The 24,996-nt window shown below is 59.8% G+C and carries 19 protein-coding genes, 1 tRNA gene and 4 pseudogenes; 15 read left to right on the forward strand and 9 right to left on the reverse strand.

What is annotated here, in order from left to right:
- Positions 1 to 51 precede the first annotated feature (51 nt).
- The 8 genes from pal (at position 52) to serA (ending at position 11,004) form a co-directional block, all read left to right on the forward strand.
- Positions 52 to 582: a peptidoglycan-associated lipoprotein Pal gene (gene pal / locus GFM02_RS24575; protein WP_020051519.1), complete on the forward strand. Its 531-nt coding sequence runs from the start codon at positions 52 to 54 to the stop codon at positions 580 to 582.
- A gap of 162 nt (positions 583 to 744) precedes the next feature.
- Positions 745 to 1,731, forward strand: a complete 987-nt coding sequence (gene ybgF / locus GFM02_RS24580) for a tol-pal system protein YbgF (RefSeq protein WP_168323060.1) — start codon at positions 745 to 747, stop codon at positions 1,729 to 1,731.
- A gap of 11 nt (positions 1,732 to 1,742) precedes the next feature.
- Positions 1,743 to 3,236, forward strand: coding sequence for a tRNA lysidine(34) synthetase TilS (gene tilS / locus GFM02_RS24585; RefSeq protein WP_168323061.1), 1,494 nt, complete (start codon positions 1,743 to 1,745; stop codon positions 3,234 to 3,236).
- A gap of 96 nt (positions 3,237 to 3,332) precedes the next feature.
- Positions 3,333 to 5,264 carry an ATP-dependent zinc metalloprotease FtsH gene (gene ftsH / locus GFM02_RS24590; protein WP_020051516.1) on the forward strand — a complete coding sequence of 644 codons (1,932 nt, stop codon included), beginning with the start codon at positions 3,333 to 3,335 and terminating at the stop codon, positions 5,262 to 5,264.
- A gap of 241 nt (positions 5,265 to 5,505) precedes the next feature.
- Positions 5,506 to 6,858 (forward strand): phosphoglucosamine mutase, encoded by a 1,353-nt coding sequence (gene glmM / locus GFM02_RS24595; RefSeq protein WP_168271558.1) that lies wholly within the window; start codon positions 5,506 to 5,508, stop codon positions 6,856 to 6,858.
- A 263-nt stretch (positions 6,859 to 7,121) separates the two neighbouring features.
- Positions 7,122 to 7,958, forward strand: coding sequence for an outer membrane protein (locus GFM02_RS24600; RefSeq protein WP_168271557.1), 837 nt, complete (start codon positions 7,122 to 7,124; stop codon positions 7,956 to 7,958).
- Positions 7,959 to 8,147: 189 nt separating this feature from the next.
- Positions 8,148 to 9,326 (forward strand): phosphoserine transaminase, encoded by a 1,179-nt coding sequence (locus tag GFM02_RS24605; protein ID WP_168271556.1) that lies wholly within the window; start codon positions 8,148 to 8,150, stop codon positions 9,324 to 9,326.
- An 82-nt stretch (positions 9,327 to 9,408) separates the two neighbouring features.
- The gene (gene serA / locus GFM02_RS24610; protein WP_168303045.1) at positions 9,409 to 11,004 is read left to right on the forward strand and encodes a phosphoglycerate dehydrogenase; all 1,596 of its coding nucleotides are present in this window, start codon (positions 9,409 to 9,411) and stop codon (positions 11,002 to 11,004) included.
- 76 nt (positions 11,005 to 11,080) lie between these two features.
- Here serA and GFM02_RS24615 read toward each other — a convergent pair whose 3' ends face one another.
- A complete protein-coding gene (locus tag GFM02_RS24615) occupies positions 11,081 to 11,347 on the reverse strand; it encodes a hypothetical protein (RefSeq protein WP_077979586.1) in 267 nt (88 codons plus the stop codon).
- A 164-nt stretch (positions 11,348 to 11,511) separates the two neighbouring features.
- Here GFM02_RS24615 and GFM02_RS24620 point away from each other — a divergent pair, with 164 nt between their 5' ends.
- The 3 genes from GFM02_RS24620 (at position 11,512) to GFM02_RS24630 (ending at position 15,525) form a co-directional block, all read left to right on the forward strand.
- Positions 11,512 to 13,665, forward strand: coding sequence for a putative bifunctional diguanylate cyclase/phosphodiesterase (locus tag GFM02_RS24620; protein ID WP_168323062.1), 2,154 nt, complete (start codon positions 11,512 to 11,514; stop codon positions 13,663 to 13,665).
- A gap of 448 nt (positions 13,666 to 14,113) precedes the next feature.
- On the forward strand, positions 14,114 to 15,313 hold the full coding sequence (mnmA, locus tag GFM02_RS24625; protein WP_168323063.1) for a tRNA 2-thiouridine(34) synthase MnmA: 1,200 nt from the start codon (positions 14,114 to 14,116) through the stop codon (positions 15,311 to 15,313).
- Between the two features lie 135 nt (positions 15,314 to 15,448).
- Positions 15,449 to 15,525, forward strand: a tRNA-Met gene (locus tag GFM02_RS24630).
- 42 nt (positions 15,526 to 15,567) lie between these two features.
- Here GFM02_RS24630 and GFM02_RS24635 read toward each other — a convergent pair.
- Positions 15,568 to 16,110: pseudogene (locus GFM02_RS24635) on the reverse strand (integrase core domain-containing protein); the annotation flags it as partial.
- 117 nt (positions 16,111 to 16,227) lie between these two features.
- Positions 16,228 to 16,422, reverse strand: a complete 195-nt coding sequence (locus GFM02_RS24640) for a hypothetical protein (RefSeq protein ID WP_168323064.1) — start codon at positions 16,420 to 16,422, stop codon at positions 16,228 to 16,230.
- A 403-nt stretch (positions 16,423 to 16,825) separates the two neighbouring features.
- On the opposite strand from GFM02_RS24640, the gene GFM02_RS24645 reads away from it, so the two are divergent.
- Positions 16,826 to 17,557: a hypothetical protein gene (locus GFM02_RS24645; protein ID WP_168323065.1), complete on the forward strand. Its 732-nt coding sequence runs from the start codon at positions 16,826 to 16,828 to the stop codon at positions 17,555 to 17,557.
- Positions 17,558 to 18,234: 677 nt separating this feature from the next.
- Here the strand turns inward: GFM02_RS24645 and GFM02_RS24650 are convergent.
- Both GFM02_RS24650 and GFM02_RS24655 read right to left on the reverse strand, forming a co-directional pair.
- Positions 18,235 to 18,672, reverse strand: a complete 438-nt coding sequence (locus tag GFM02_RS24650) for a hypothetical protein (protein ID WP_168271531.1) — start codon at positions 18,670 to 18,672, stop codon at positions 18,235 to 18,237.
- A gap of 33 nt (positions 18,673 to 18,705) precedes the next feature.
- On the reverse strand, positions 18,706 to 19,605 hold the full coding sequence (locus GFM02_RS24655; protein WP_168271530.1) for a hypothetical protein: 900 nt from the start codon (positions 19,603 to 19,605) through the stop codon (positions 18,706 to 18,708).
- A gap of 152 nt (positions 19,606 to 19,757) precedes the next feature.
- Here GFM02_RS24655 and GFM02_RS24660 point away from each other — a divergent pair.
- The 3 pseudogenes from GFM02_RS24660 to GFM02_RS24670 form a co-directional block, all read left to right on the forward strand.
- A pseudogene (locus tag GFM02_RS24660) lies at positions 19,758 to 19,990 on the forward strand (spike base protein, RCAP_Rcc01079 family); the annotation flags it as partial.
- Positions 19,991 to 20,065: 75 nt separating this feature from the next.
- A pseudogene (locus tag GFM02_RS24665) lies at positions 20,066 to 20,529 on the forward strand (terminase small subunit protein).
- Positions 20,495 to 20,935: pseudogene (locus tag GFM02_RS24670) on the forward strand (terminase); the annotation flags it as partial. The pseudogenes GFM02_RS24665 and GFM02_RS24670, both read left to right, overlap by 35 nt.
- 356 nt (positions 20,936 to 21,291) lie before the next feature.
- Here GFM02_RS24670 and GFM02_RS24675 read toward each other — a convergent pair.
- The 4 genes from GFM02_RS24675 to GFM02_RS24690 all read right to left on the reverse strand — a co-directional run bounded on the left by GFM02_RS24675 (position 21,292) and on the right by GFM02_RS24690 (position 24,996).
- Positions 21,292 to 22,125: a VCBS domain-containing protein gene (locus GFM02_RS24675; protein ID WP_168323066.1), complete on the reverse strand. Its 834-nt coding sequence runs from the start codon at positions 22,123 to 22,125 to the stop codon at positions 21,292 to 21,294.
- 408 nt (positions 22,126 to 22,533) lie between these two features.
- A complete protein-coding gene (locus GFM02_RS24680) occupies positions 22,534 to 23,250 on the reverse strand; it encodes an ABC transporter ATP-binding protein (protein ID WP_168323067.1) in 717 nt (238 codons plus the stop codon).
- Positions 23,231 to 23,995: an ABC transporter ATP-binding protein gene (locus GFM02_RS24685; RefSeq protein ID WP_128406033.1), complete on the reverse strand. Its 765-nt coding sequence runs from the start codon at positions 23,993 to 23,995 to the stop codon at positions 23,231 to 23,233. Before GFM02_RS24685 ends, GFM02_RS24680 begins: the two co-directional genes overlap by 20 nt.
- On the reverse strand, positions 23,992 to 24,996 hold the full coding sequence (locus GFM02_RS24690; RefSeq protein ID WP_168271527.1) for a branched-chain amino acid ABC transporter permease: 1,005 nt from the start codon (positions 24,994 to 24,996) through the stop codon (positions 23,992 to 23,994). The genes GFM02_RS24685 and GFM02_RS24690 overlap by 4 nt, the downstream gene beginning before the upstream one ends.

Raw genomic sequence — 24,996 nt, forward strand, 5'->3', positions numbered from 1 at the left:
CGAGTGCGGTTACTGTCCGGAAACCCTGATGAAATCGCAAGGAGACCGGCCATGAGCCGAATTCATACCCCGGCAATGAGCCGCATGCAGAATTTCGCCCGCAACCCCGTCATGATCGCGCTTATCGCCGGCCTCGCGCTCGCAAGCTGCGCCAAGAAGCCGCCGAACAGCGCCGGCGACCTCGGCCTCGGCAGCGGTGCAGGTGCTGCAACGCCGGGCTCGGCCCAGGACTTCACGGTCAATGTCGGCGACCGTATCTTCTTCGACACCGACTCCTCGTCGATCCGCGCCGATGCCTCGCAGACGCTCGACCGTCAGGCACAGTGGCTTGGCCGCTACCCGAACTATCAGATCACCGTCGAAGGCCATGCCGACGAACGCGGCACGCGCGAATACAACCTCGCGCTCGGCGCCCGCCGTGCGGCTGCCGCCAAGGACTATCTCGCTTCGCGCGGTGTCCCGGCGCAGCGCCTGAAGACGATCTCCTACGGCAAGGAACGTCCGGTCGCCGTCTGCGACGATATTTCCTGCTGGTCGCAGAACCGCCGCGCGGTTACCGTGCTTGGCGGCGCCGGCATGTAATTGCCGAGCAACAATTCGCTTTTTCGAAAGGCGGTCCCCTCAGGGCCGCCTTTTCTTTTTGACCACACTTTGGCCAGACTCCGTTGCTTTTTGAAAGCAATTGGAAAAATCTCCTGTTCGTGCCATCGAGGTGCGAAGAATCACTGGGACAGGACGATACATATGAAGAAATTTGTCGTGGCAGGCATGCTGTGCCTCGCGGCTGTGACCGGAAGCGAACGGGCGGCCTATTCGGCCTCGTTCTTCGGGCTACATCTCGGCGGCCGATCCGCGGAAAACCAGGCGGCGCCGCCCGTCGTCAAAGTGCAGAGCGGCGATGCGGAGGTTCGCGTGCAGCAGCTCGAAGAGCAGTTGCGGCAGTTGAACGGCCGGATCGAGGAGATGAGCTTCCAGCTTCTGCAGATGCAGGAGACGATCCGCAAGCAGCAGGAAGACAATGAATTCCGCTTCCAGCAGCTTGAAAAGACCGGTGCCGGCGGTGCCGCCAAGGCCCCTGTCAAGAAGAGCGAGACCGATGCCGCTCCGGCAGCCTCCGGCGGGGACGACATTGCCAAGGTGATCCAAGCACCGCAGGGAGCCGAAACGGCTCCCTCCACGAGCGTGCCGGAGAATAGCGGCCTCGGCCAGCCGCCGAAGGAGCTCGGCTCGATCGATTTCGATCAGAACGGCAATCCGATCGGCGGAAGCGTCGACGAAAATGCCACGATCGGTTCCGGGCCACTTCCCGATGCCAATAGCAAAACGCCGCAGCAGACCGCCTCGCTCGGCAGCGAGGCCGACCAGTACAAGGCCGCCTACGGCCACGTGCTATCCGGTGATTACAGCACGGCCGAACAGGAATTCACGCAGTACATCACCCAATACCCGAGCAGCGCGCGGGCGGCGGACGCCAATTTCTGGCTCGGCGAAGCGCTCTATTCGCAGGGCAAGTACAATGAGGCGGCCAAGACCTTCCTCAATGCGCATCAGAAATACGGCACATCGGAAAAGGCGCCGGAAATGCTGCTGAAGCTCGGCATGTCGCTTGCAGCCCTCGACAATACCGAGACGGCCTGTGCAACGCTGCGCGAAGTGTCGAAGCGTTATCCGAAGGCCTCGCGTGCCGTCATAAGTAAGGTTGCGAGCGAACAGAAGCGCCTCTCCTGCTAAGGCCTTCCGGAATGTCTCCGGATGCCGCATCGCCTCAACGGGCGATCCTCCAGTTTCTCACGTCGCTTCAAAGCCCCGCGCGCATTCTCGTCGCGATATCAGGCGGCAGCGATTCCACCGGCCTGCTTCTTCTGCTCGATGAAGCCGTGAAGGCCGCGCCCCATCTCAAGATTTTTCTTTGCGCTGCGACCGTCGATCATGCGTTGCGTGCCGGCTCCGCAGACGAGGCGCGTGAAGTCGCAGCCCTTTGCGCATCGCTCGGCATTCCCCACATCATCATGATCTGGCAGGGCGACAAGCCGAAAACCGGTATCATGGCTGCGGCCCGAGAGGCACGTTATGGCTTGCTTGCGGCGGCGGCCGAAAGTTTCGAAGCCGATCTCATCGTCACTGGCCATACGTTCGACGACCAGCGCGAAACACTGCAGATGCGTGGGATGCGAACGGAGCAGATTTCGACCGGCATTGCGGATGCGGTGCTCTTCAACCGGCGCTTCTGGATTTTACGGCCGCTTCTCTTTTCCAGCCGGGCAGATATCCGCGCTTTCCTCAAAGAGCGGGGCGTGCCGTGGATCGATGATCCGAGCAACGAAGATGTGACTTACGAGCGCGTGCGGACACGCCGGAAGCTTTCGGCCGATGCAGGTGCCGAGAGGAATATCCGCGCGGCTTGGGAAGCACGGCTGGCTCTTTCGGCTAGGGGAGCAGATTGGCTGGATCGTCATTTCACGCTTCACGGAGGTCTGCTCGGACAGGTGACGCCTGACGGGTTGCGGCAGGATCGGGCAGTCCTTGATTATGCACTCGGCCGTCTGACAGCCATCTTCGGTGGGCAACCTTTCGTGCCGGGCAGGGCACAGATGGACCGGGTTCTTACATTTGTCACCGGCAGCAGGCTTGGACGGATGACCGCCGGCAGGGTAGTGTTCGATCTCAGACGTGACGGGCTTCATCTGGCGCGCGAGAGCCGGGGGATATTGCCCCTGGTTCTGCGGCCGGGAGAGGCTGGGGTTTGGGATGGCAGGTTCGGGGCTGTAAATAGGTCTGGAACGATTATAGGGGTGGAAGCCCAGGCCGGACACTCCCTCATTCCTGTCCTCGGACTTGATTCGAGGGATGTCACAGGAATCCAGCCACCGCGCGTCGGCGCGGTGAATGACTCAATAATGCTTGAAGAGTCTCCCGCGCCCAAGGACTTGGGCGCGCTGGATTCCTGCGACATCCCTCGGATCAAGTCCGAGGACAGGAATGAGGGAGGGTCGGACGGGCGCCTTCCCAAGGGTGCATGGAAGCGCGCCATGGCTGCGGCGCCGGTTTTATCTGCCGAAGGAAACCCTTTATCTGAGGAATCCGCCCGCATGGTCGAACTAACACCCTATTTCGCACCCTTCGACCGCTTTTTGACACGATTTGACTTCATCTTTGCCAATAGGCTTTCGGCGGTTTTCGCGACGGCGCCCTATGCGAGGCTGCCTTTAAGAAGTATTGACGGAAAAACCATCTGACCTGGAGTGTCGCCTTGGCAATCGCACGGCGCAACCCTATGTTAGAGAGGAATAAGACGGTCGCCATGAGGCGGCTGTTCCATGCTGGGGAGTTCAATGAACCCTAACTTACGAAATTTCGCCTTGTGGGCGATCATAGCGCTTCTGCTGATCGCCCTTTTCAGTATGTTTCAGACGGCGCCGGTGCAAACGGGCTCCCGCGAAGTCCCTTATTCGCAGTTCCTGCGTGAGGTGGATGCGGGCCGCGTGAAGGATGTCGTGGTCACCGGTAACCGGTTGACCGGGACATATCTGGAGAACAACAATACCTTCCAGACCTATTCGCCTGTGATCGACGACAGTCTGCTCGACCGCCTGCAGGCCAAGAACGTGGCCGTCACCGCGCGTCCGGAGACTGATGGTTCTTCCGGCTTTCTGAGCTATCTCGGAACACTGCTGCCGATGCTTCTGATTCTCGGCGTCTGGCTGTTCTTCATGCGGCAGATGCAGGGCGGTTCACGCGGGGCGATGGGCTTCGGCAAATCCAAAGCCAAGCTGCTCACCGAAGCGCATGGCCGCGTGACGTTCGAAGACGTCGCCGGTGTCGACGAGGCCAAGCAGGATCTCGAAGAAATCGTCGAATTCCTGCGTGATCCGCAGAAGTTTCAGCGTCTCGGCGGCAAGATCCCGCGCGGCGTATTGCTCGTCGGCCCTCCGGGCACCGGCAAGACGCTGCTCGCCCGCTCGGTTGCCGGCGAAGCCAACGTGCCCTTTTTCACCATTTCGGGCTCCGACTTCGTCGAAATGTTCGTCGGCGTCGGTGCAAGCCGCGTGCGCGATATGTTCGAGCAGGCCAAGAAGAATGCGCCCTGCATCATCTTCATCGACGAAATCGATGCCGTCGGCCGTCATCGCGGCGCCGGTCTCGGCGGCGGCAATGACGAACGCGAGCAGACGCTGAACCAGCTGCTGGTCGAAATGGACGGCTTCGAGGCGAATGAAGGCGTGATCCTGATCGCTGCGACCAACCGTCCCGACGTTCTTGATCCGGCGTTGCTGCGTCCCGGCCGTTTCGACCGACAGGTCGTGGTGCCGAACCCCGACATTGTCGGCCGCGAGCGCATTCTCAAGGTGCATGCCCGCAACGTTCCGTTGGCGCCGAATGTTGATCTCAAGATCCTCGCCCGCGGTACGCCCGGTTTTTCCGGCGCCGACCTGATGAACCTTGTCAACGAAGCCGCTCTCATGGCCGCCCGCCGCAACAAGCGCGTCGTCACCATGCAGGAATTCGAGGACGCCAAGGACAAGATCATGATGGGCGCCGAGCGCCGTTCCTCGGCAATGACCGAGGCGGAAAAGAAGCTCACCGCTTACCATGAAGCCGGACACGCCATCACCGCGCTCAATGTCGCCGTCGCCGATCCGCTGCACAAGGCGACGATCATTCCGCGCGGCCGTGCGCTCGGCATGGTCATGCAGCTTCCCGAGGGCGACCGCTACTCGATGAGCTACAAGTGGATGGTCTCGCGCCTCTGCATCATGATGGGCGGCCGCGTCGCCGAAGAGCTCACCTTCGGCAAGGAGAACATCACTTCGGGTGCCTCCTCCGACATCGAGCAGGCGACCAAACTTGCCCGCGCCATGGTCACGCAGTGGGGCTTTTCCGATCAACTCGGTCAGGTCGCCTATGGCGAGAACCAGCAGGAAGTCTTCCTCGGCCATTCGGTTTCGCAGTCGAAGAATGTTTCGGAAGCAACCGCGCAGAAGATCGACAATGAAGTGCGCCGGCTGATCGACGAAGCCTATACGCAGGCCCGCACGATCCTGACGGAAAAGCACGATGAATTCGTCGCCCTTGCCGAAGGTCTGCTCGAATACGAGACCCTGACCGGCGAAGAGATCAAGGCGCTGATCCGCGGCGAAAAGCCTTCCCGCGATCTCGGTGATGATTCGCCGCCAAGCCGCGGCTCAGCCGTTCCGAAGGCCGGCGCACGGCCTGCCACCAAGGGTGACGAGCCCGAAGCCGGCCTCGAACCGCAGCCGCATTGAACAGCGGCACTCCCTTGAACAAGGCCGGATTTCCGAAGTGGGAGATCCGGCCTTTTCCATTGGTAACGGGATATAATCATTTTTCTTGCTAATTTACGTGCTGATCGCCGCATTTTGTGGCATTCCGCTGAATTGAGGCAAGCATGAATCACGCTCCTGGATTGACGACATTCCACTGAAGCCGGATTCGCTTGGAACGATGCGCTGCCCTGAATGGCGCGCGGAAAGCGCAGGAGTGCAGATGAAAAGACGCTATTTCGGTACGGACGGCATTCGCGGCCAGGCCAACGTCTTCCCGATGACGCCGGACCTTGCGATGCGGGTTGGCATCGCCGCAGGAACGATTTTCCGTAACGGCGCCCACCGTCATCGTGTGGTGATCGGCAAGGACACGCGCCTGTCAGGATACATGCTGGAGAATGCCCTCGTGGCCGGTTTTACCGCGGCTGGACTGGACGTGTTCCTGCTCGGCCCTATTCCGACACCTGCGGTTGCCATGCTGACGCGTTCCCTGCGATGCGATATTGGGGTGATGATTTCGGCCTCGCACAATCCGTTCCAAGACAATGGTATCAAACTTTTCGGTCCGGACGGCTACAAGCTCTCCGATGACATCGAAGCGCAGATCGAGGATCTGCTCGAGAAGGATCTATCGGGGCAGCTTGCCAAGGCTGAGGAAATCGGCCGAGCCAAGCGCGTCGATGGCGATATCTATCGCTATCTCGAGCATGTCAAACGCACGCTGCCGCGCGACGTCACGCTGCAGGGTCTCCGGATCGCCATCGATTGCGCCAACGGTGCCGCCTACAAGGTGGCGCCCGCCGTGCTCTGGGAACTCGGTGCTGAGGTCGTCACTATCGGCAACGAGCCGAGCGGCATCAACATCAACCTCAATTGTGGTTCCACCAGCCCCGTCGCGTTGCAGAAGAAGGTCGACGAGGTGCGCGCCGATATCGGCATCGCGCTTGATGGCGATGCGGATCGCGTCATCATCGTCGACGAGAACGGCTCGATCGTCGACGGCGACCAGCTGATGGCCGTCATCGCCGAGAGCTGGGCCGAGAGCCAGCAGCTGCGCGGCAATGGTATCGTTGCGACCGTCATGTCCAATCTCGGCCTCGAGCGTTTCCTCGATGACAAGGGCCTCGGCCTTGCCCGGACGAAGGTCGGTGACCGTTACGTCGTCGAGCATATGCGCCAGCATAATTACAATGTCGGCGGCGAGCAGTCCGGCCACATCGTGCTTTCGGATTACGGCACGACCGGCGACGGTCTCGTCGCGGCGCTGCAGATCCTGGCTGCGGTCAAACGCACCGGCCGGACCGTCAGCGAGGTCTGCCGTCGCTTCGAGCCAGTGCCGCAGCTGCTACGCAATGTCCGCATCAGCGGTGGCAAGCCGCTGGAGGATATCCAGGTGCGGAAGGCGATCGCCGATGCCGAAGCCGAGCTTGCGAGGAACGGCCGCCTCGTCATCCGCCCCTCGGGCACCGAGCCGCTGATCCGCGTCATGGCCGAAGGCGACGACCGCGCCCAGATCGAGCGCATCGTCAACGAGCTGATAGGCACGATCTCGAACGTCCGGACTGCCGCCTGATTTTTCGGGACGAGATGTCAAAAGCCGGTGCGCAAGGGCCGGCTTTTTTGTTATGCATGCGCACTATTTTGAGCTGATCGCCGCGGCCAAACCATCCCGATGATCCAAACCGATCTATGTTTCGGGCCGCCTTGATGCCTGGCATCAAGGTAAATAATCGTGGTTAAGCAGCTTTTAACGTTTCCCATTCATTATCCATCCGAAGCGTACCAGATTGGCAGCGACAGAGCCTGCCGACGCAACGGAATTTTGGAGTGGGATCCATGAAAAGAAGCTTGTCCGGCATCTTCGCCGTATTGTTGATCGCGACAAACGCCTATTCCGCGGACTTCGCCCCTGCCGAGCCTATCCCGGAGCAGCCGCCCGAGGTGACGGTCACGGAAGCGACCGGCTGGTACCTGCGCGGCGATGTCGGCTATGCCTTTACCGATCTGCGCGGCGCCCGCTATTTCCAGGGCAGCAACGCCACGGAAGTCGATTTCGACGACGCCGATCTCGATGACGCATGGACGATCGGCGGCGGTGTCGGTTATCAGATCAACAGCTATCTGCGCACCGATCTGACTTTCGACTACATGACGGAGGCGGATTTCAATGGCTCGACGGTCGGGCAGTGCGGCTTCCCCCTGGTGGATTGCACCTCGCGCGATTCCTCCTCGCTGACCGCCTATACGCTGCTCGCCAACGCCTATGTCGATCTCGGCACCTACGGCTACGTCACGCCTTATGTCGGCGCCGGTATCGGCGGTTCCTACGTGAAGTGGAAGAACCTCAGCAACGTCGCCTGCGCCGATGACGGCAGCTTCTGCGATGACGAAGTCAGCCACGGCGGCAAGGGCAACTGGCGCTTCACCTACGCCCTGATGGCCGGCGCTTCGATCGACGTGACCTGCAATATCAAGGCCGATGTCGGCTACCGTTACCTGCATATCGATGGCGGCAACATGTTCGGCTATGCCGACAATGGCGGCCCGGGCCGCGACAAGGGTCTGAGCGCCCACGAAGCCCGCGTCGGCGCCCGCTATCTCTTCGGCGGCTGCGCTCAGGCGAGCTACGAACCGCCGCCGGAAATCCCGCTGCAGCAGCCGGTCTACAAGTAAGTCCGATCCCCTGACATCTGAAAGCCGCCCCGACCCGGGCGGCTTTTTTGTATTGCGGCCGTACAGCCCTGCGTCAAAATATGTTCCGCCCGCGACACTTCGATCTTGACTATGACGCGCCGGATCCATACACACGGCGGCGGGACACCCTTCCCCAACGAAGGGCTTTCTATCTGAGAGGATAGCATCATGGCGAAGACCGCAAAGCCGGACATCCGTCCGCAGAATACTCATTTTTCTTCTGGCCCCTGCTCGAAGCGCCCCGGTTGGTCGCTCGAAGCCCTTTCCGACGCGGCCCTTGGCCGTTCGCACCGCGCGAAGGTCGGTAAGGCCAAGCTCAAGCAGGCCATCGACCTTACCCGTGAAATTCTCGAAGTGCCGGCGGATTACCGCATCGGCATCGTTCCGGCGTCCGATACCGGCGCCGTCGAAATGGCGCTTTGGTCGCTGCTCGGCGAACGCGGCGTCGATATGCTCGCCTGGGAAAGCTTCGGTGCCGGCTGGGTCACCGATGTCGTCAAGCAGCTGAAGCTCAAGGATGTGCGCAAGCTCGAAGCCGGTTACGGCGAGCTTCCGGATCTCTCCGCCGTCGATTTCGACCGCGACGTCGTCTTCACCTGGAACGGCACCACCTCGGGCGTGCGTGTGCCGAACGCCGATTTCATCCCAGCCGACCGCAAGGGTCTGACGATCTGCGACGCCACCTCGGCCGCTTTCGCGCAGGCACTCGATTTCGCCAAGCTCGACGTCGTGACCTTCTCCTGGCAGAAGGTTCTGGGCGGCGAGGGTGCCCATGGCGTCATCATTCTTTCGCCGCGCGCCGTCGAGCGTCTGGTCACCTACACGCCAGCCTGGCCGCTGCCGAAGATCTTCCGCATGACCTCGGGCGGCAAACTGACGGAGGGCATCTTCCAGGGCGAGACGATCAACACCCCGTCGATGCTCTGCGTCGAGGACTATATCGATGCGCTTGTCTGGGCGAAGGAACTCGGCGGCCTCAAGGGGCTGATCGCGCGTGCCGATGCCAATGCCAAGGTCATCCACGATTTCGTCGCGGCAAACGACTGGATCGCCAATCTCGCCGTCAAGCCGGAAACGGCCTCCAACACCTCCGTCTGCCTGAAGATCGTCGACAAGGACATCGCAGCGCTTGATGACGACGGCCAGGCGAATTTCGCCAAGGGCCTGGTCGGCCTCCTGGAAAAAGAAGGTGTCGCTTATGACGTCGGCCACTACCGCGACGCTCCGTCGGGCCTGCGCATCTGGGCTGGCGCCACGATCGAGGCATCCGACATGCAGAAGCTGATGCCCTGGCTTTCCTGGGCTTTCGAAACGCAGAAGGCGCAGCTCGCTCAGGCGGCAGCCTGAGGTGATCGCATCCGGCTCCGCCACAGGGCGGAGCCAGCATTCCTGATTCATTCATCGCTGAACACTTTTGAAGGAGGCCCTCATGGCACCTCGCGTTCTCGTATCCGACGAATTGTCGGAAACCGCCGTCCAGATTTTTCGCGACCGCGGCGTCGAAGTCGATTTCGAACCGCAGCTCGGCAAGGACAAAGACCGTCTGCTCGAAGTCATCGGCAAGTATGATGGCCTGGCCATCCGCTCCGCCACCAAGGTGACGGAAAAGATCATCGAGGGGGCGACGAACCTCAAGGTCGTCGGCCGTGCCGGTATCGGCGTCGACAATGTCGATATCCCGGCCGCCTCGCGCCGCGGTATCATCGTGATGAACACACCCTTCGGCAACTCGATCACGACGGCCGAACACGCGATCGCGTTGATGTTCGCCGTCGCCCGCCAGCTTCCGGCAGCCGATACCTCGACGCAGGCCGGCAAGTGGGAGAAGTCGAAGTTCATGGGCGTCGAGATCACCGGCAAGACGCTCGGCGTCATCGGCGCCGGCAATATCGGCTCGATCGTCTGCGCCCGGGCCATCGGCCTCAAAATGCACGTCGTCGCTTACGATCCGTTCCTCTCCAAGGAGCGCGCCGAAGAGATGGGCGTCACCAAGGTCGAGCTGGAAGAGCTTTTCGCCCGCGCCGATTTCATCACGCTGCATGTGCCGATGACCGACAAGACGCGCGGCATCCTCGACAAGGAAGCGCTGGCGAAGACCAAGCCCGGCGTGCGCATCATCAACTGCGCCCGCGGCGGCCTGGTCGATGAGGCAGCGCTTGCCGAGGCGATCAAGTCGGGCCATGTCGCCGGTGCCGCCTTCGACGTGTTCGAGGTCGAGCCCGCCAAGGAAAGCCCGCTCTTCGGCCTGCCGAACGTCGTCTGCACGCCGCATCTCGGTGCCTCGACGACCGAGGCGCAGGAAAACGTCGCTTTGCAGGTGGCCGAACAGATGGCGGATTACCTTGTCAACGGCGCCGTCTCCAACGCCATCAACATGCCGTCGATCACGGCTGAGGAAGCGCCGATCCTGAAGCCCTTCATCCGTCTTGCCGACGTTCTCGGCGCCTTCGTCGGCCAGGTCACCGAAGAACCGATCAAGGAAATCGAAATCCTCTATGACGGCATCACCGCCAACATGAACACGCGGGCGCTGACGAGTGCTGTGCTCGCCGGCCTCATCCGCCCGCAGGTCGCCGACGTCAACATGGTTTCGGCGCCGATCATGGTCAAGGAAAAGGGCGTCGTGCTTTCCGAGGTCAAGCGCGACAAAACCGGGGTCTTCGACGGCTATATCAAGCTGACGGTGACGACCGAAAGCATGACACGCGCGGTCGCCGGCACGGTGTTTTCGGACGGCAAGCCGCGCTTCATCCAGATCAAGGGCATCAACCTCGATGCCGATGTCGGCTCGCACATGATCTATATCACCAATACCGACGTCCCTGGCATGATCGGCTTCATCGGCACGACGCTTGGTGCTGCCGGCGTCAACATCGCCAACTTCCAGCTCGGCCGTGACAAGCAGGGCGGCGACGCTATCGCACTGCTCTATGTCGACGGCAAGGTTGATGACGCCGTGCTTGCTGAGTTGACCGCCCATCAGGCGGTACGCCAGGCAAAGCTGCTGACCTTCAATATCGACTGAGTTTTTCCTCCCAAGGAAATGAAAAACCCGGCGCTGGAAACGGCGCCGGGTTTTTGCTGTTTCAGGAACAGATAAATTAACGGTGCCGGCGTTTCCGGCGGACGAGCCTGCCGAAACGGGCGACATCGTCTTCAGCCTTGGTGCGGTGAAGGAAGGCGAGCCTGCTGCCGTCGAGGCCCTGAAAGAATTCGTCCCAGGAAATCTCTTCCTGTGTTTCCGAGGAAAAATCGACGCGGACGGTTTCGCTATCGCTCGCGTCCTTGATGCGGGCGGGATGGCCACCACGTTCTTCGATCCAGTGTCTGATCCTGCTGTAATCCGTCGTCGTGCCGAACCTGCCCATGAAACCCTCCTCAGCAACTGGCTTGCGACTTCGATGCCTGGGAATGCACGATCGAGAGAATTGTTCCATGGTGCCCCAATTATTTCATCGAGGTCCGAGACCGCCATGCCAAGCCGCCGCTTTTGCATATTCTGAAGGCGAAAGCCTAAAGTTTAACCCTGTGTATGATTCTGATTTTATTTAACTTTTCTCGGTATACCCCTGACATCGGCATCAACCGCGCGCGAAGTTCCATGGCCCCCTTGCAGAAGACCGAGCAGACCGAAGCACCAAACGACGACTTCCGGTCATTGTTTGCAACGCATCCGTCGCCGATGTGGGTCTATGATCCGGCATCGCTGCGCTTTCTCATCGTCAACGAGGCGGCGGCAGCACTTTACGGCTACGGCGCGGACGAGTACCAGCGCATGACGGTTCTGGATATCCGCCCGGAGCATGAGCGGGAGAGGATGATCGACGCCGTCAGCGGCCGTACCGACATGGAAAAGGCGGAACGCTGGGTTCACCTCAAGGCGAGCGGCGAGACCTTCGAAGTGCTGACCTATGGCCGAGAAGTGCGTTTCGAGGGCCGGGCCGCGATCCTGGCAATCGTGCAGGATCGCAGCGAGGTCAATGCCGCCAGACGCCAGATGAGCGATACGCGCTCGCTTCTCGACAGCATCGTCGACAACCTGCCGGTCGGCGTCTTCGTCAAGGACATGGAAGCGGACGGGCTCTACGTTCTCTTCAACGAGGCCTGCGGCGATATCGTCGGCATGAGGGCGGAGCACGTGGTCGGCCAAACCGACCGGGCGCTGTTTCCCGCCGGCCAGACAGACGCCTTCCGCGAGCAGGATCGCCGGGCCTTCGAAACCAATGCGGCAATCAGCTTCGAGGAGACGATGCAGCGCGCCGATGGCGTGCCGCGCATCCTGCGCACCGTCAAGCGCGCCCTGCCGACGCCGGAGGGCCGTGCGCCGCGTTATCTGCTCGGCATCTCGCAGGACGTGACGGAGGAGCGGACCGTCGAGGCAAAGCTTGCCCATCTCGCCATGCACGATTCGCTCACCGGCCTGCCGAACCGGGCGGCATTTTCCAGGCGTATCAACCAGCGGGCGGTCGAAGCGACCACCGACAGCCCGATCGCGCTGCTCTATATCGACGTCGATCACTTCAAGCATATCAACGACAGCAAGGGACATGCCGCCGGCGACGCGCTGCTTTGCCAGGTGTCGGAGCGGCTGCTGCAGCTGGCGGAGGAGGGCGATCTCGTCGCCCGTCTCGGCGGCGACGAATTCGCCGTTGTGCTGGAGCTCGACGGATCGGAGCGGGCCGGGCGTTTTGCGCAGCGGCTGCTCAAGGCGCTGAGCCGTGCCTTCGATCTCGACGGCGCCCGGGAGCATGTCACCTGCAGTATCGGCATCGCCTTGGCGCCCGATCATGCCGGCGACGCGGATGTGCTGATGCGGCATGCGGATCTGGCGCTCTATGCTGCCAAGGAGAACGGGCGCTCGACCTATCGTTTCTACGAGACGGAGATGCGGCTTGCCGCCGAGCGCCGGCACGTGATGACCGCCGAGCTGTGGGAAGCGCTGGAGAAGCGCCAGTTCGAGCTGCATTACCAGCCGATCGTGCAGCTCGACAATGACGACATCGGCGGCTTTGAGGCGCTGATCCGCTGGCGCCATCCCAAGCGCGGGCTGGTGGCGCCGATGGAATTCATTCCGCTTGCCGAGGAAACCGGCCTTATCGTGCCGATCGGCGACTGGGTGATCCGGGAAGCCTGCCGCGCGGCCGCCGGCTGGCCCGCCCATCTGAGGATCGCCGTCAATCTCTCCGTCAGCCAGTTTCGGCATGCGAGTCTGCTTTCGACCGTGGTCGCGGCGCTCGACGAGACCGGCCTCAATACCGACCGGCTTGAAATCGAAATCACCGAGTCCGTATTCCTGACCGATGCCGACCAAAGCCTGCCGCGGCTACGCGCATTGAAGGATCTCGGCCTCCGCATCGCCATCGACGATTTCGGCACCGGTTATTCGTCGCTGAGTTATCTCCGGTCCTTCCCCTTCGACAAGATCAAGCTCGACCGCAGCTTCGTTTCGGGCATCGAGACGGATGCGGGCAATCTCGCCATCGTGCGTGCCGTCGTCGGCATCGGCTCCGGCTTCAATGCGACGACGCTGGCCGAAGGGATAGAGACGGAGGAGCAGTTACAGAAGCTGCGCGCCGAAGGCTTCAGTGAGGTGCAGGGCTATCTGCTCGGCCGGCCGATGCCGCAGCACGAGGCGGAGGCGCTGATCCACGGCCGCGCGCTGAGGGCTGCTAAGTCTTGTAGATAGGCGTGCTTGCGCGGCAGCTGGGATCAGCCGTCCGGCAGAGGTATGCCGCCTGATGCCATCAAGCATTCGTCATTTTGAGAACGGCGGCAGAAGCGGCATAATTGTCGCGGGCTGGAAAGGAGGATGTCTATGAAACGCTATTCATTCTCGATGATCGGACTGGCGCTTGTAACCGCCATTGTCACCAATCCGGGCATCGCATTCGCCTGCAACAAGCTGATCGGCACTTGAGCCGCACCCCCCGCTCCAGGGCGTGGCTTCGGCTGCGCCTTTCTTTGGTGCGGGAATGCAAAACACTCCGGCGCCGATGCCGCCCCTTGCGTCCCGCGACAATCCTTTCTATATCGGTGCCTCATCGAGAGACGGCGGTCGATCCCGCCGGAGATCAGCAATCCGCCGCAATTGCAGCGCAAAGGCGGATCGTGACCGCGCAGAATTGGCACCATCGTTGAACACACTGGATTTTGACAAGAAGCCGGAAGAGACCCGTGTCGTCGTTGCCATGTCGGGCGGCGTCGATTCATCCGTCGTCGCCGGCCTTCTCAAGCAACAGGGTTACGATGTGCTCGGCATCACGCTGCAGCTTTACGATCATGGCGCAGCCGTTCACCGCGCCGGCTCCTGCTGCGCCGGCCAGGATATCGACGATGCGCGCCGCGTCTGCGAAACGCTCGGCATCCCGCATTACGTGCTCGATTACGAAAAGCGCTTCCGCGAGACGGTGATCAATCCCTTCGCCGAGAGCTATGTGGCGGGCGAAACGCCGATCCCTTGCGTTTCCTGCAACCAGACCGTCAAATTCGCCGATCTGCTGGCGACCGCCAAGGAACTTGGCGCCGATGCGCTGGCGACCGGTCACTATATCCGCTCGGGACTGAACCCCTCGCCGGCCAATCCCGGCCGCCGCGCGCTTTTCCGCCCGGCCGATGCCGACCGCGACCAAAGCTATTTCCTCTTCGCCACGACGCAGGAACAGATCGATTATCTCCGCTTTCCCCTGGGCGGCCTGCCGAAGGCCGAGACCCGCAGGCTCGCCGAAGAGATGGGCCTCGTCGTTGCAAAGAAGGCCGACAGCCAGGACATCTGCTTCGTGCCGCAGGGTAAATATTCCGACGTCATCACCAAGCTGAAGCCGAATGCGGCGCTTGCCGGCGAGATCGTCCATCTCGATGGCCGCGTGCTCGGAACCCATGAGGGCATCCTGCACTTCACCATCGGCCAACGCCGCGGCATCGGCATCGCTACCGGCGAGCCGCTCTACGTCGTCTTTCTCGACGCCCGTTCGCGCCGCGTCATCGTCGGACCGAAGGAGGCGCTGGAAACGCACCGCGTCTACCTGCGCGACATCAACTGGCTGGGCGACGAAACACTTCAGGAAGCCGCCGCCGGCAAGGGCTTTGCCTGCTACGCCAAGGTCCGCTCGACACGGGCGCCGGCGCCCGCCGTGCTGCATATCGATGCAACAGGGACCTATGTCGACCTGACGGTCGGCGAGGCGGGCATCGCGCCCGGCCAGGCCTGCGCGCTTTATTCGGCGCCCGGCGACAACGCCCGCGTCTTTGGTGGCGGTTTCATCGAACGCTCCGAGCGCGAACCTTCGGCGGAAGCCTGCCTGAAGGCCCTTCTGGCCAGCCCCGTCGCCGCCTGAAACCCATCGGAAAGGGGAGGCGGCAAAGCCCACCGTTTTTCTCGATCATGCGCTTGACACAAAGCCGAAGCGCACCTTATAAGCCGCTCATCCCACGAACCGGCATCGCTTCGCGAGTGGGTATCGTTGACCAGTGGCGGAGTAGCTCAGTAGGTCAGAGCAGAGGAATCATAATCCTTGTGTCGGGGGTTCAAATCCCTCCTCCGCTACCATCAGAAGAGTGTCCATTCCCGACACATAGGTAATGGAACGTACTAAGACATAGTTGACAACCTCGTGCCGAACGGGTTGTCGATGGTTTGCAAGGTTCTCTGCTCCAGGTCGATATATCCCAGATCATAGTGCATGAAGCTTATGAGCCAAATGCCGTTATCAATTTCTTTGATGCCGAGTTTCTGTCCGGCCATGACGGTTGAGATATTGATCTTCTTGCGGTGCATACAGATGCGTCCACAATTGGTGACCAGCACGTCGCGGTCATGGAAGGGGTATTCGATCTCGGGCAGGCCGGTATAGAGGCGGTCTGACGGCCGATAAATCTCTGCCGGATGCCGCATGTTCAGCGCCTCATGTGGGCGTTCCTCATTGAATTCGCGGATGAAGTCATCGAAGCGTGCCTGCTGTTGGAGGATCGTCCTGCCGGGCGGGCGGGTGGCCTCCTTCTTCAACGTCAGATGCATGCGCTCGTGGTGGCCGTTCTGCTGCGGGTGACCGGGTTTGATGCGCTCGATGCCGATGCCGAGCCTCAGCCACCAGACCGACAGCTTCGACAGATTGTAGAGGCCATTGGGGCTGGCGCTCTCCTGAGGCAAGGTCCGATTTCAGCCTTTCGCGCTCGGTCTTCAGAGTGGGCAGCATCATCGCGACGTCATCCCCGTCGATCGCTCCCCGCGAAACTTGATCAATAAGTCGCGCTATTCGGCCCTGGACGTCCGCCAGCGCTCGTTCCCTTTCTCCAGGCTGTTCCGGCGCTCGGCGGCTATTCGCTTGCTCTCGGCTTTGTATTCCTCGACATAGGCGTCGATTATCGATGCGTCGGCGAACATCTCCCGCAAATCCGTCAACGACGTCGCGCTCGATCTTTTTCGACTGGGCTGGGTGCGAAACATCGCCTCCGCTAAATTCGATCCACGGGCGATCAGAAAGTTTCGCGATCATCGGCTTGGGACGTTTGGCCCGGCATCTGAAGTCAAACGTATAGATCCGGCTGCGTACCTCGCTGCGAAGGACGCAGAAGGTAAATACTAAAGATCTGTCCCGATCTGCATGCCGCATTTTCAGTGAAAATGTCTTTGGGTTATATTATCGAATAGGCTTTAATTTTCGAAATACAACTAAGGTAGAAAATATATGCGCAGAATCTTGAATATTTTTATGAAACACAAAGCCGTTGCCGGCATTGGTGCGGTTTTAATCGCGGTACTTCTAGCTATTAAGGCTGATATCGTCACGTTTAGTGCCAGTAGAATCAAAGTGTTGTTAAAATAGAGCGTTTCGTCTCTCGATGAATACTTGAACGAAGATAATATTTGGAGCGGTAGCCGATATCTAAATTCCGCCACGGTGCATTTGCCCTACCGCAATCAGCAGTTCTGCTTTGATTTCGTAAAGACCTGGGGTGAAAAGTCGGGATATACCCTTGTTGACAGTAGCCCCTCTAACGACGTCACTTACCTGACGTTTAACACGGGAGACTACCGCTTCGAGGTTCGCTGCTTCGAGGTGAACGATTTTGGTATTTCGCTGATCGTGCTCTACTCGGTCGACGATGATGGCCAAATCAACAAAATGGCGAGCTCGTTGCGGGGCGAGGCTCAGGCGCTCATTGGTACACTGCAAAGGGTGCAGCGCGATCCGCCAAATTGGATGTTGCAATCAAGCGCGCACGAGATGCGTCTGATTAATTTTCGTGTGCCGGAAGCTCAAATTCAGCACTTGAAGTCTGATGGCACGCTTCCTGGTATAATCGAGTATTTTGAGAAGCTCGGCTTCGAAAAGCAGAGGTGTGGTCTCGAAAACTGCCTTTTCGCAAAGCCCGGATTGGAAGCGTGGTTGGTTTTCGACACAAAAACCTCCGTGCAAAAGGCGGATGGCAACGGCCTAGTTGACCTTGGAGCGGTATTGATTGTCCGAGGGACGCAATATGCTCAGGAGTGGGCGGTGAATTCGTCGACCGCCGAAGTCATTGCTGAGAAGCTTCCCTTCATTATGGAGCAGTCCCATCTCGCAAAGGATTGGAGATAGACGACAAATGAATCATCTTTCGGCAGAAGTGATCTTGACGGTGCGTGCCCCAAAGACGGAAGGCGGGGTGAGCGTTTAGCCAGTATTTCAGCATCTCATCTACGCATGAAGGATTCAGCTTCACGTACACAGAAATCACAGTATTGCTCGACTGCCTCTACGGCTGGGGTAACGGATTCAATCGGATTGTCAATGCATTGCGAACAATCTCAACCAAAGGCACCGCCTCCGGTTGACAGTGGCCTTTGACGAGGTGACGGAAATCGATCTAAAACCCACCTCAAAACGGTAGCTTCGAAGAAATGCGCCACGGCCTGGCGCGATGTCGAAGTGACCAACCAGAAGGAGCAAGTGAGGGGTGAGGTTCTTGCCCACGCTCACTGGCGCAACGAACGCCGCCGGCAGCTCATAGAGCGGGCCGAACGGTGAAGCTGCAATCGAACCCTTTCCCTTGAGGAAATTCGAACACCGGGACACCGGCGCGGCTAAACTATGTCCGCATGTGGAGGCGTCTATTCCTGCAGCCTTTGTTGACCGTAACGCTGGAGCATGAGCTTACATCCATCGTGGTTTAGCGAACCAGCAGTGCCCCCAGAATATTGGTGGCAGTTGTTACCTGGCCGTCGACGCCTCGAGTCTGCCTTGGCGCGCATGCGGAACCAGCGTCTTCCGCCAACCTAAATGAACCAGGAAAGTATTCCAACATCCCATTTTGATCGTATCGATGCCTGGCAGGCATGGGCGATGGCGAGTGCTGGCGAACGCAGAGAGTTCATGGGCAAGGCCGTTTCGTTTCGCCCGTTTAATAAATTCCCAAATTTTACCATCTCGTTGGCGACACGCGACTGCGACTGACTCTCGACGTCTTCGACCATCGCGAGGGGTCCTAAATAGAGCATCCAGAATTCCTCACGCGACTTCTTCCACGTTTCTGGATCGATGGTACTCGCAAGCCTTGCTGCGTGCTCAGAGGCTTCGATACAAAGCCTCGTTTGCTCCTCGACGAATGGCTCGCGAACCGAAAGGGCACTTGTGCTGGCGAATTGAAAAAGACCCAGCCCGACTGTAATCACGGCTATCGCGGTCGTAACGCCAAACTTGATCATTTCGCCCATCTCGCCTGCTCCCTTATTCCGAGACACCCGGTGTTACTCGACCGCGACTTGCGCCCAGACGAATTCTGGCCAACACGGCAACACGCGCTGTACTTGGATTATTTTCACCGTTGACGCCGCGGCTAGCGCTCTTCCGATCTGATTTGAAGGGGTGTTTGAGCAGCCGCCATTCGATTTGTACGTGCTAAGATAAGGTCCGTCACGAACGTTAACCGTCTGATTAAGAACTAGAGACTTCCCAACGACATCTTCTGCCGCTTGGCCCGATAGTGAATCGGAGCGAGGTTGAGTCCAAGTGTTGTCGCTGTTCAGCGTTCCAAGATAAATCCACCCAATAGGCTCCGGATCTGGCAAAGGTTCTGATTCCGGTAGTGCCAGCTGTTCTTCAGGTAGATTCTCGAGATTTTCGGATGGCTCAGTCGGTGCTGATGCGAGGATCTGTTGATCATCAGGTGCGGCTGCGACGGTAGTTTCGACTACCGGCTCAATGTAGGGTTCGTTCGGTAGGAGAGTTGGTGTTGAGGGGGTAACATCCTCCACAGGTTCGGCCGTCGCACCAACAGGCCCGGATTCGGAGGACTGCGTTGGAGATCCCAAACCTGCCGGCCTGGAGGTCAGAATAGCAAGTGCGGTCAACCCGGCTATCATGAATGCGCAAAGCACAAGGGCCCAGATTTTGCGGCTTTCGCGCGCTGCCTTGATGTCCAACTGGCGAATGACAATGTCTTTTCGCTGACCTTCAGGCAATTGAGAGATGTCAACTTTTATGTACTCGCTTGCAGTAGCGATAACGTCGTCAACATCGCTCGGTTGAGCATGCCGGACGTTATCGCGCTGTGTTTTCAGGATCTCGCGGTAGGCGTAAAAGCTGACAGCAACAATGAAGGCAACCAGCGCGAGACCACTACCAATGTACGGTATGGCTTCAAACATCTCCTCCCCCTGTCTGCCGCAGCAAAGTTGGCGTCGGCGGACAATTCAAGCTTGCATTAGAAACTACTCAGAGTCGAGAGCCTTCCATTGCGCAGGCGGTAGACTGGCTGCCTAAGGCAACGGCGACAAAGGCACTCTAGAAGGAGATTAATATGGACCCCTCGATTGCTCCGGCCTCCCGAGCCGCGGCGGTGACGCCGAACGATACCGCCATTGTCGGCGCGCGAGCCCTCTACATCGGCACGGTGGGCGATGTTGCCATTGCGCCGCGTCGGGACATGGACACCATCGTATTCAAGAACGTACCCGCCGGAACGATCCTGCCTGTTCACGCCGCCATCGTGGCGCTGACCGGGACCACGGCCTCAACATCGTAGCGCTGTTCCAAGCGTCACATTCCGTCACTGTGACGTCACGTGACGTCACGCTACAGCAGCCCGGCCGATCAGAAGGCAGGACCATACAGGCAGACCTACCAAATTCCCTTGCCGGCATCATCTGCGAACGCATCGCTGATGGCGAAAGCCTCCGACCATCTGCAGGGACGAGGCGATGCCGGCTAAGTCGACAGTGCTCGCCTGGCTGGCTGATGACGACAAGGCCGCTTTTCGGACCAAGTATGCGCAGGCGCGCGAGATCCAGGCCGACGGCTTCGTCGACGAGATGGTCGAGGTTGCCGACGACGGCACGAACGACTGGATGGAAAAGAAGAACGCCGACAGTGAAACGACAGGCTGGCAGGAGAACGGCGAGGCTCTTCGACGCTCGCAGCTCCGCGTCTCGACCCGGCAGTGGATTGCCGAGAAGCTGAAGCCGAAAAAGTATGGCGCCAAGGTCGAACTGGAACACGGCGTGACGGGTGAGGTGTCGCAGCTGCTGGAAGCTATCAATGGCAAGACCCGCAGACTTCCAAGCGGCAGTTGATCAGTTCTCGGACTGGCGCTGGCGTCTGAACAACCTCTGTTGGATCACGGACAAGGAAGGTAAACGGGTCGCGTTTGAAAGGAGCTGGGCTCAGATGACCTTCTTCGAGCAGATGCATTACCTGAATGTGCTGCTGAAAGCCCGCCAGCTCGGTCTCACGACCTTCATTCAGATCTTCATGCTGATGCCTGCGTGTTGCGCCGGCACGATTGTGCACACTCTTGGCGATGCGCAGACCATCTTTCGGGACAAGGTCAAATACCCTTACGACAACCTGCCCGAGGGTATCCGGGAAGCGGTGCCGATCGTCAGGGATAACCGGACTGAATTGCTCCTGGGGAATAACTCGAGCATCCGCGTCGACAATGCGGAAAGGTGGCCGATTACGTCGACGCTGTGGATAAGCTCGCGGAACGAGGCGAAAAACTCGGCCCTGATCTGCAGGATCCCCGCCAACACTGAGGACAGGCCTATCTGTAGAGCGTCAGAAGCAACAGAGGCATCTTCGTCGCCCAAAGGTGGGCTGCGACAGCGATAATAATAGCCCATACGGCAAGCGAGAACATGACCGCGGCTAACCTGATCCCGACTGGCTGCATCATTTCCTCCATCCCAGCGTAATCGTGCCCCCTCGAACGATCCAATGCTACCAAGATGCAGGCCCGTCAGCTATCGCAAGAAATTGGTATCCAGATAGGCGCCGCAGAGCGCAGTCGGTGAAGGTGCACAGATTTCGGTGATGCGGCGCCCTTTCCCCATCAATCAAACGATGAAATGAAAGTTGTCGTATTGCGCGCCGTAATAATCCGGGCCGCTCGTTTCGTTGATGACGGGTTCGGTGTCGAGCACGAGTTGGTCGATTTCGCCGTAGGCGCTGAGATCGATCACTTGCGGGTCATGAATGCTGTCGGCGGTGACGTTGACCGTGACCAAGAATACGGTATCGCCATCCAGCTTACCTTCGATCGTCAGAACGTTGTCGTAGTCCGATGTGCCGTTGGCGACACTGAATTGCTCGATCTGAAAGTTGCCGCCATCGGCGGCTTGGATGGGTGTCCAGAACACGCCTCCTCCCAGATAGTGGTTGCCATCCGCTTCCTCCCGCACAGTCGCGTCGTCACCATCGTACCAGGCGCCCCAATCGAAGCCTTTGTAGCCCGTTGGGAAGTCGTGGTTGCCGACATCCTCGAAATTGACGAAGACGTCGCCGCGTTCCGGCAGGTCGACCGCGATGTTGAGCAAGCCGAAGTCGGTGGCGCCTTTGCCATCCGAGATCTTGAAATTGAACTGGTCGACGAGTTGGTCTCCCGGGCCGAGCGCTGATACCACCGGGTTGGTGTGATCGAGCTCATAGGTGTAGTTACCGTTGGAGTAGACGGTCAGAGTGCCGTATTTTCCCTCGACTGTGGTGGTCGTGGCAGGCCCGTTCGGATCGGCCGGCTGCGGAATTCGCTGTCCATTGACGAAGTTGAGACGCACCTGATCTCCGTCGGCATCCACCGAACTGGTATTGTCCAGGATGTTGCCGTCGATCGGGTTGTCGATGTTGAAAATAGGCTGGTATACATCACCTGCGACCGGCTTGTGGTTTGCCATTTCTATCCCCCCGTTTGATAGGCTGTTTCAGTGTGCAACTTTATCGAGTGTCTTGACAATAGAAATCGATGGAGCATCGGATAATTCCAACCCATCAAGGCCAGCAAATTCCGATTGGCTATAACTCCAACATCCAAGTAAAAAGGCCGGAATCGACGCCGATCCTGCCTATCATCCAAGATTTTACGCCTGTCTTACGCCGCCGTCGCCTCGTCGGTCATGGCATTTCCGGCCTCTTCAGACGATTACCACTTTCGTCGGCAGAAAACGTTCCCGACAGCATAATAATGACAGGTCAACGATGACGTCATAATGACGATATACTGCATGAATTGCTCGGCGTGCCAAGCGTAACTTTCAGGAGGAAGCGAGGGATCCGGAAACGCCGATGATTCCGCCGGCCATGCGTCAATGCAGGCCGCCGACCCCGAGCAGGCTCTCGACAGCCTCGTGATCCCTGGTGAGATTTTCCGGCGTTCCGGTCCAGGCCAGTCGTCCTCGTTCGAGAATGACGACCTGATCGGCGAAATCGAGCGCGCTCTGGATGCGCTGCTCGACCAGCAGGATGGTCATGTCTCCCGTCTTGGCGAGGTCGGCGAAGGCCGCCATCAGTTCCTCGCAGATAACGGGCGCAAGGCCCTCCAGCGGTTCGTCGAGCAGCAGGACGGAGGGGCGGCCGAGAATGGTGCGGGCCGTGGAGAGCATCTGCTGCTCGCCGCCGGAAAGCTGGTTGCCGAGGTTGCGGCGGCGCTCCTTCAGGCGCGGGAACATCGCATAGGCTTCCTCCAGCGCCGTTTTCGGCCGCGCCTTCAAGCCGACGAAAAGGTTTTCTTCGACCGTCAGCGTCGGGAAGACACAGCGTGCCTGCGGCACATATCCGAGGCCTTTGTGCGCGCGTGCAGCACTCGGTGCCGTCGTGACATCCGAATCGCCGAGGCGGATGCTGCCCTCGTATCGCCTGGTCTGCCCGGCAAGCGTCGCGAGCAGCGTGGTCTTGCCCATGCCGTTGCGGCCGAGCACGGCAAGGCGAGCGCCTGCCGGTACGGTGAAGGAAATACCTTCGAGCACTCTCGTCGGTCCATATCCAGCCGACAGATTCTCGACCTCAAGCGATATGGCTGGCATTGGCATAGCTCCCGAGATAGGCCTCGCGCACGCGCGCATCCTTGGTGACGTCTTCCGGCAGGCCGTCGAAGATGATCGTGCCTGATGCAAGCACGATGACGCGTTTGGCAAAACGGAAGACGAGATCCATGTCGTGTTCGATCATCAGCACGGCGAGATCGGCGGGCAGATCGGCCAGCGCCTGCTCGATGCGGCCGGTATCGCTCTGCGGAACGCCGGCTGCGGGTTCGTCGAGCAGCAGCACTTTCGGCTTCAATGCCAGCGCCACGGCGATCTCGAGAAGCCGCTGCTGGCCATAGGCGATTTCGCTGACCTTGCGATGCATCAGGAAAGCCAGCCCGAGTTTTCCAAGGAGATCGTCAACCTCCGCCATGACATCGGGCATGCGCAGGAAATTGCCGAACATATGCCCGGTCTTTCCATCGCGCTGAAGGACGGCAAGTCCCACATGTTCGGCCGGCGTCATGTCCTGGAAGAGCCGCGTCACCTGAAAGGAGCGGACAAGGCCTCGTCTGACCCTGCCGATCGCATCGACCTTCGTCACCACCTCGCCGCCGAGGCGAACCTCGCCGGAGTCGGGCGATAGATTGCCGGTCACGAGGTTGACGAAGGTGGTCTTGCCGGCGCCGTTCGGGCCGATCAGTGCGATGCGATCGCCAGGCGACATCGTGAGCGAGACATTATTGGTGACGGCAAGGCCGCCGAAGGCTTTCTTGAGATTGGCGACTTCGAAGACCGGGCTCATGAGCGCTGCTCCCCGCGGCGGCCAACGAAGGCTGCGGCTGTGCCATAGAGACCTTTCGGCGCAAAGAGCACGACGGCGATCAGCAGCGCGCCGACCATGGTCAGCCAGTGGAAGGGATTGGCGGCGGAGACATAGTCTTCGAAGAGCATGAAGATAACAGTGCCGGAGAGCGCGCCGAAGAGAGAACCGGTGCCGCCGAGCACCAGCATGACAAGCGCTTCGGCCGACTGCGTGAAAGACAGGCTGTCGAGGCCGACGACCTGTGTCGAGATCGCATTCAAGGCGCCGCCGACACCGGCAACGGCGCCTGATATCGCGTACATCCTGATCAGAGCTGCCTTCGGCGAAGCGCCCATGGCGCGGATGCGCAGCGGGTCCTGCTTGATGGCGCGGCAGAGCATGCCGAAGGGCGAGCGGACCAGGAACCGTAGCAGCACGAAAACGATCAGCAGCAGCGCCATTCCGAAGAAGAAGGCGGTGTGACCATAGAGATCGAATTCGAAGAGGCCGAAGACCGGGTCCGGCGCAATGCCGGACAGTCCGTCGCTGCCGCCTGTCCATGACGAGGCCTTGTTGGCAAATTCATGGAAGAGGTTGATCAGCGCAATCGACAGCACCAGCTGCGGCAGCCCATGCGCACGCAGGATGATGGCGCCGCAGAGCAGCCCGGCAGCAGCGCCGCCTGATATGCCGGCCAGCATCATCAGCAGCGGGTCATTGATGCCGTAATGCGCTGACATGATCCCGGCGGCATAGGCGCCGGAGCCGAAAAGTGCTGCATGGCCGAGCGTTGCGACGCCGCAATAACCGGTCACGAGATCGAGCGACAGGACGAGCAGCGCGATCGTGATCATCCGGGTCAGAAGGGCGAGATTATCGGGGAAGGCGAAATAGCCGATCGCGGCAATGGCTATGATGACCGCTAGTCCGATAAGATCGCGGCCGATGAACCTGCGACGATGCTGGAGAGCTTCGGTTTCGTCATTCATGACAAGCGCCAT

Origin of the sequence: Rhizobium leguminosarum bv. viciae (assembly GCF_012276115.1) — a bacterium.
Classification (GTDB): Bacteria; Pseudomonadota; Alphaproteobacteria; order Rhizobiales; family Rhizobiaceae; genus Rhizobium; species Rhizobium leguminosarum_T.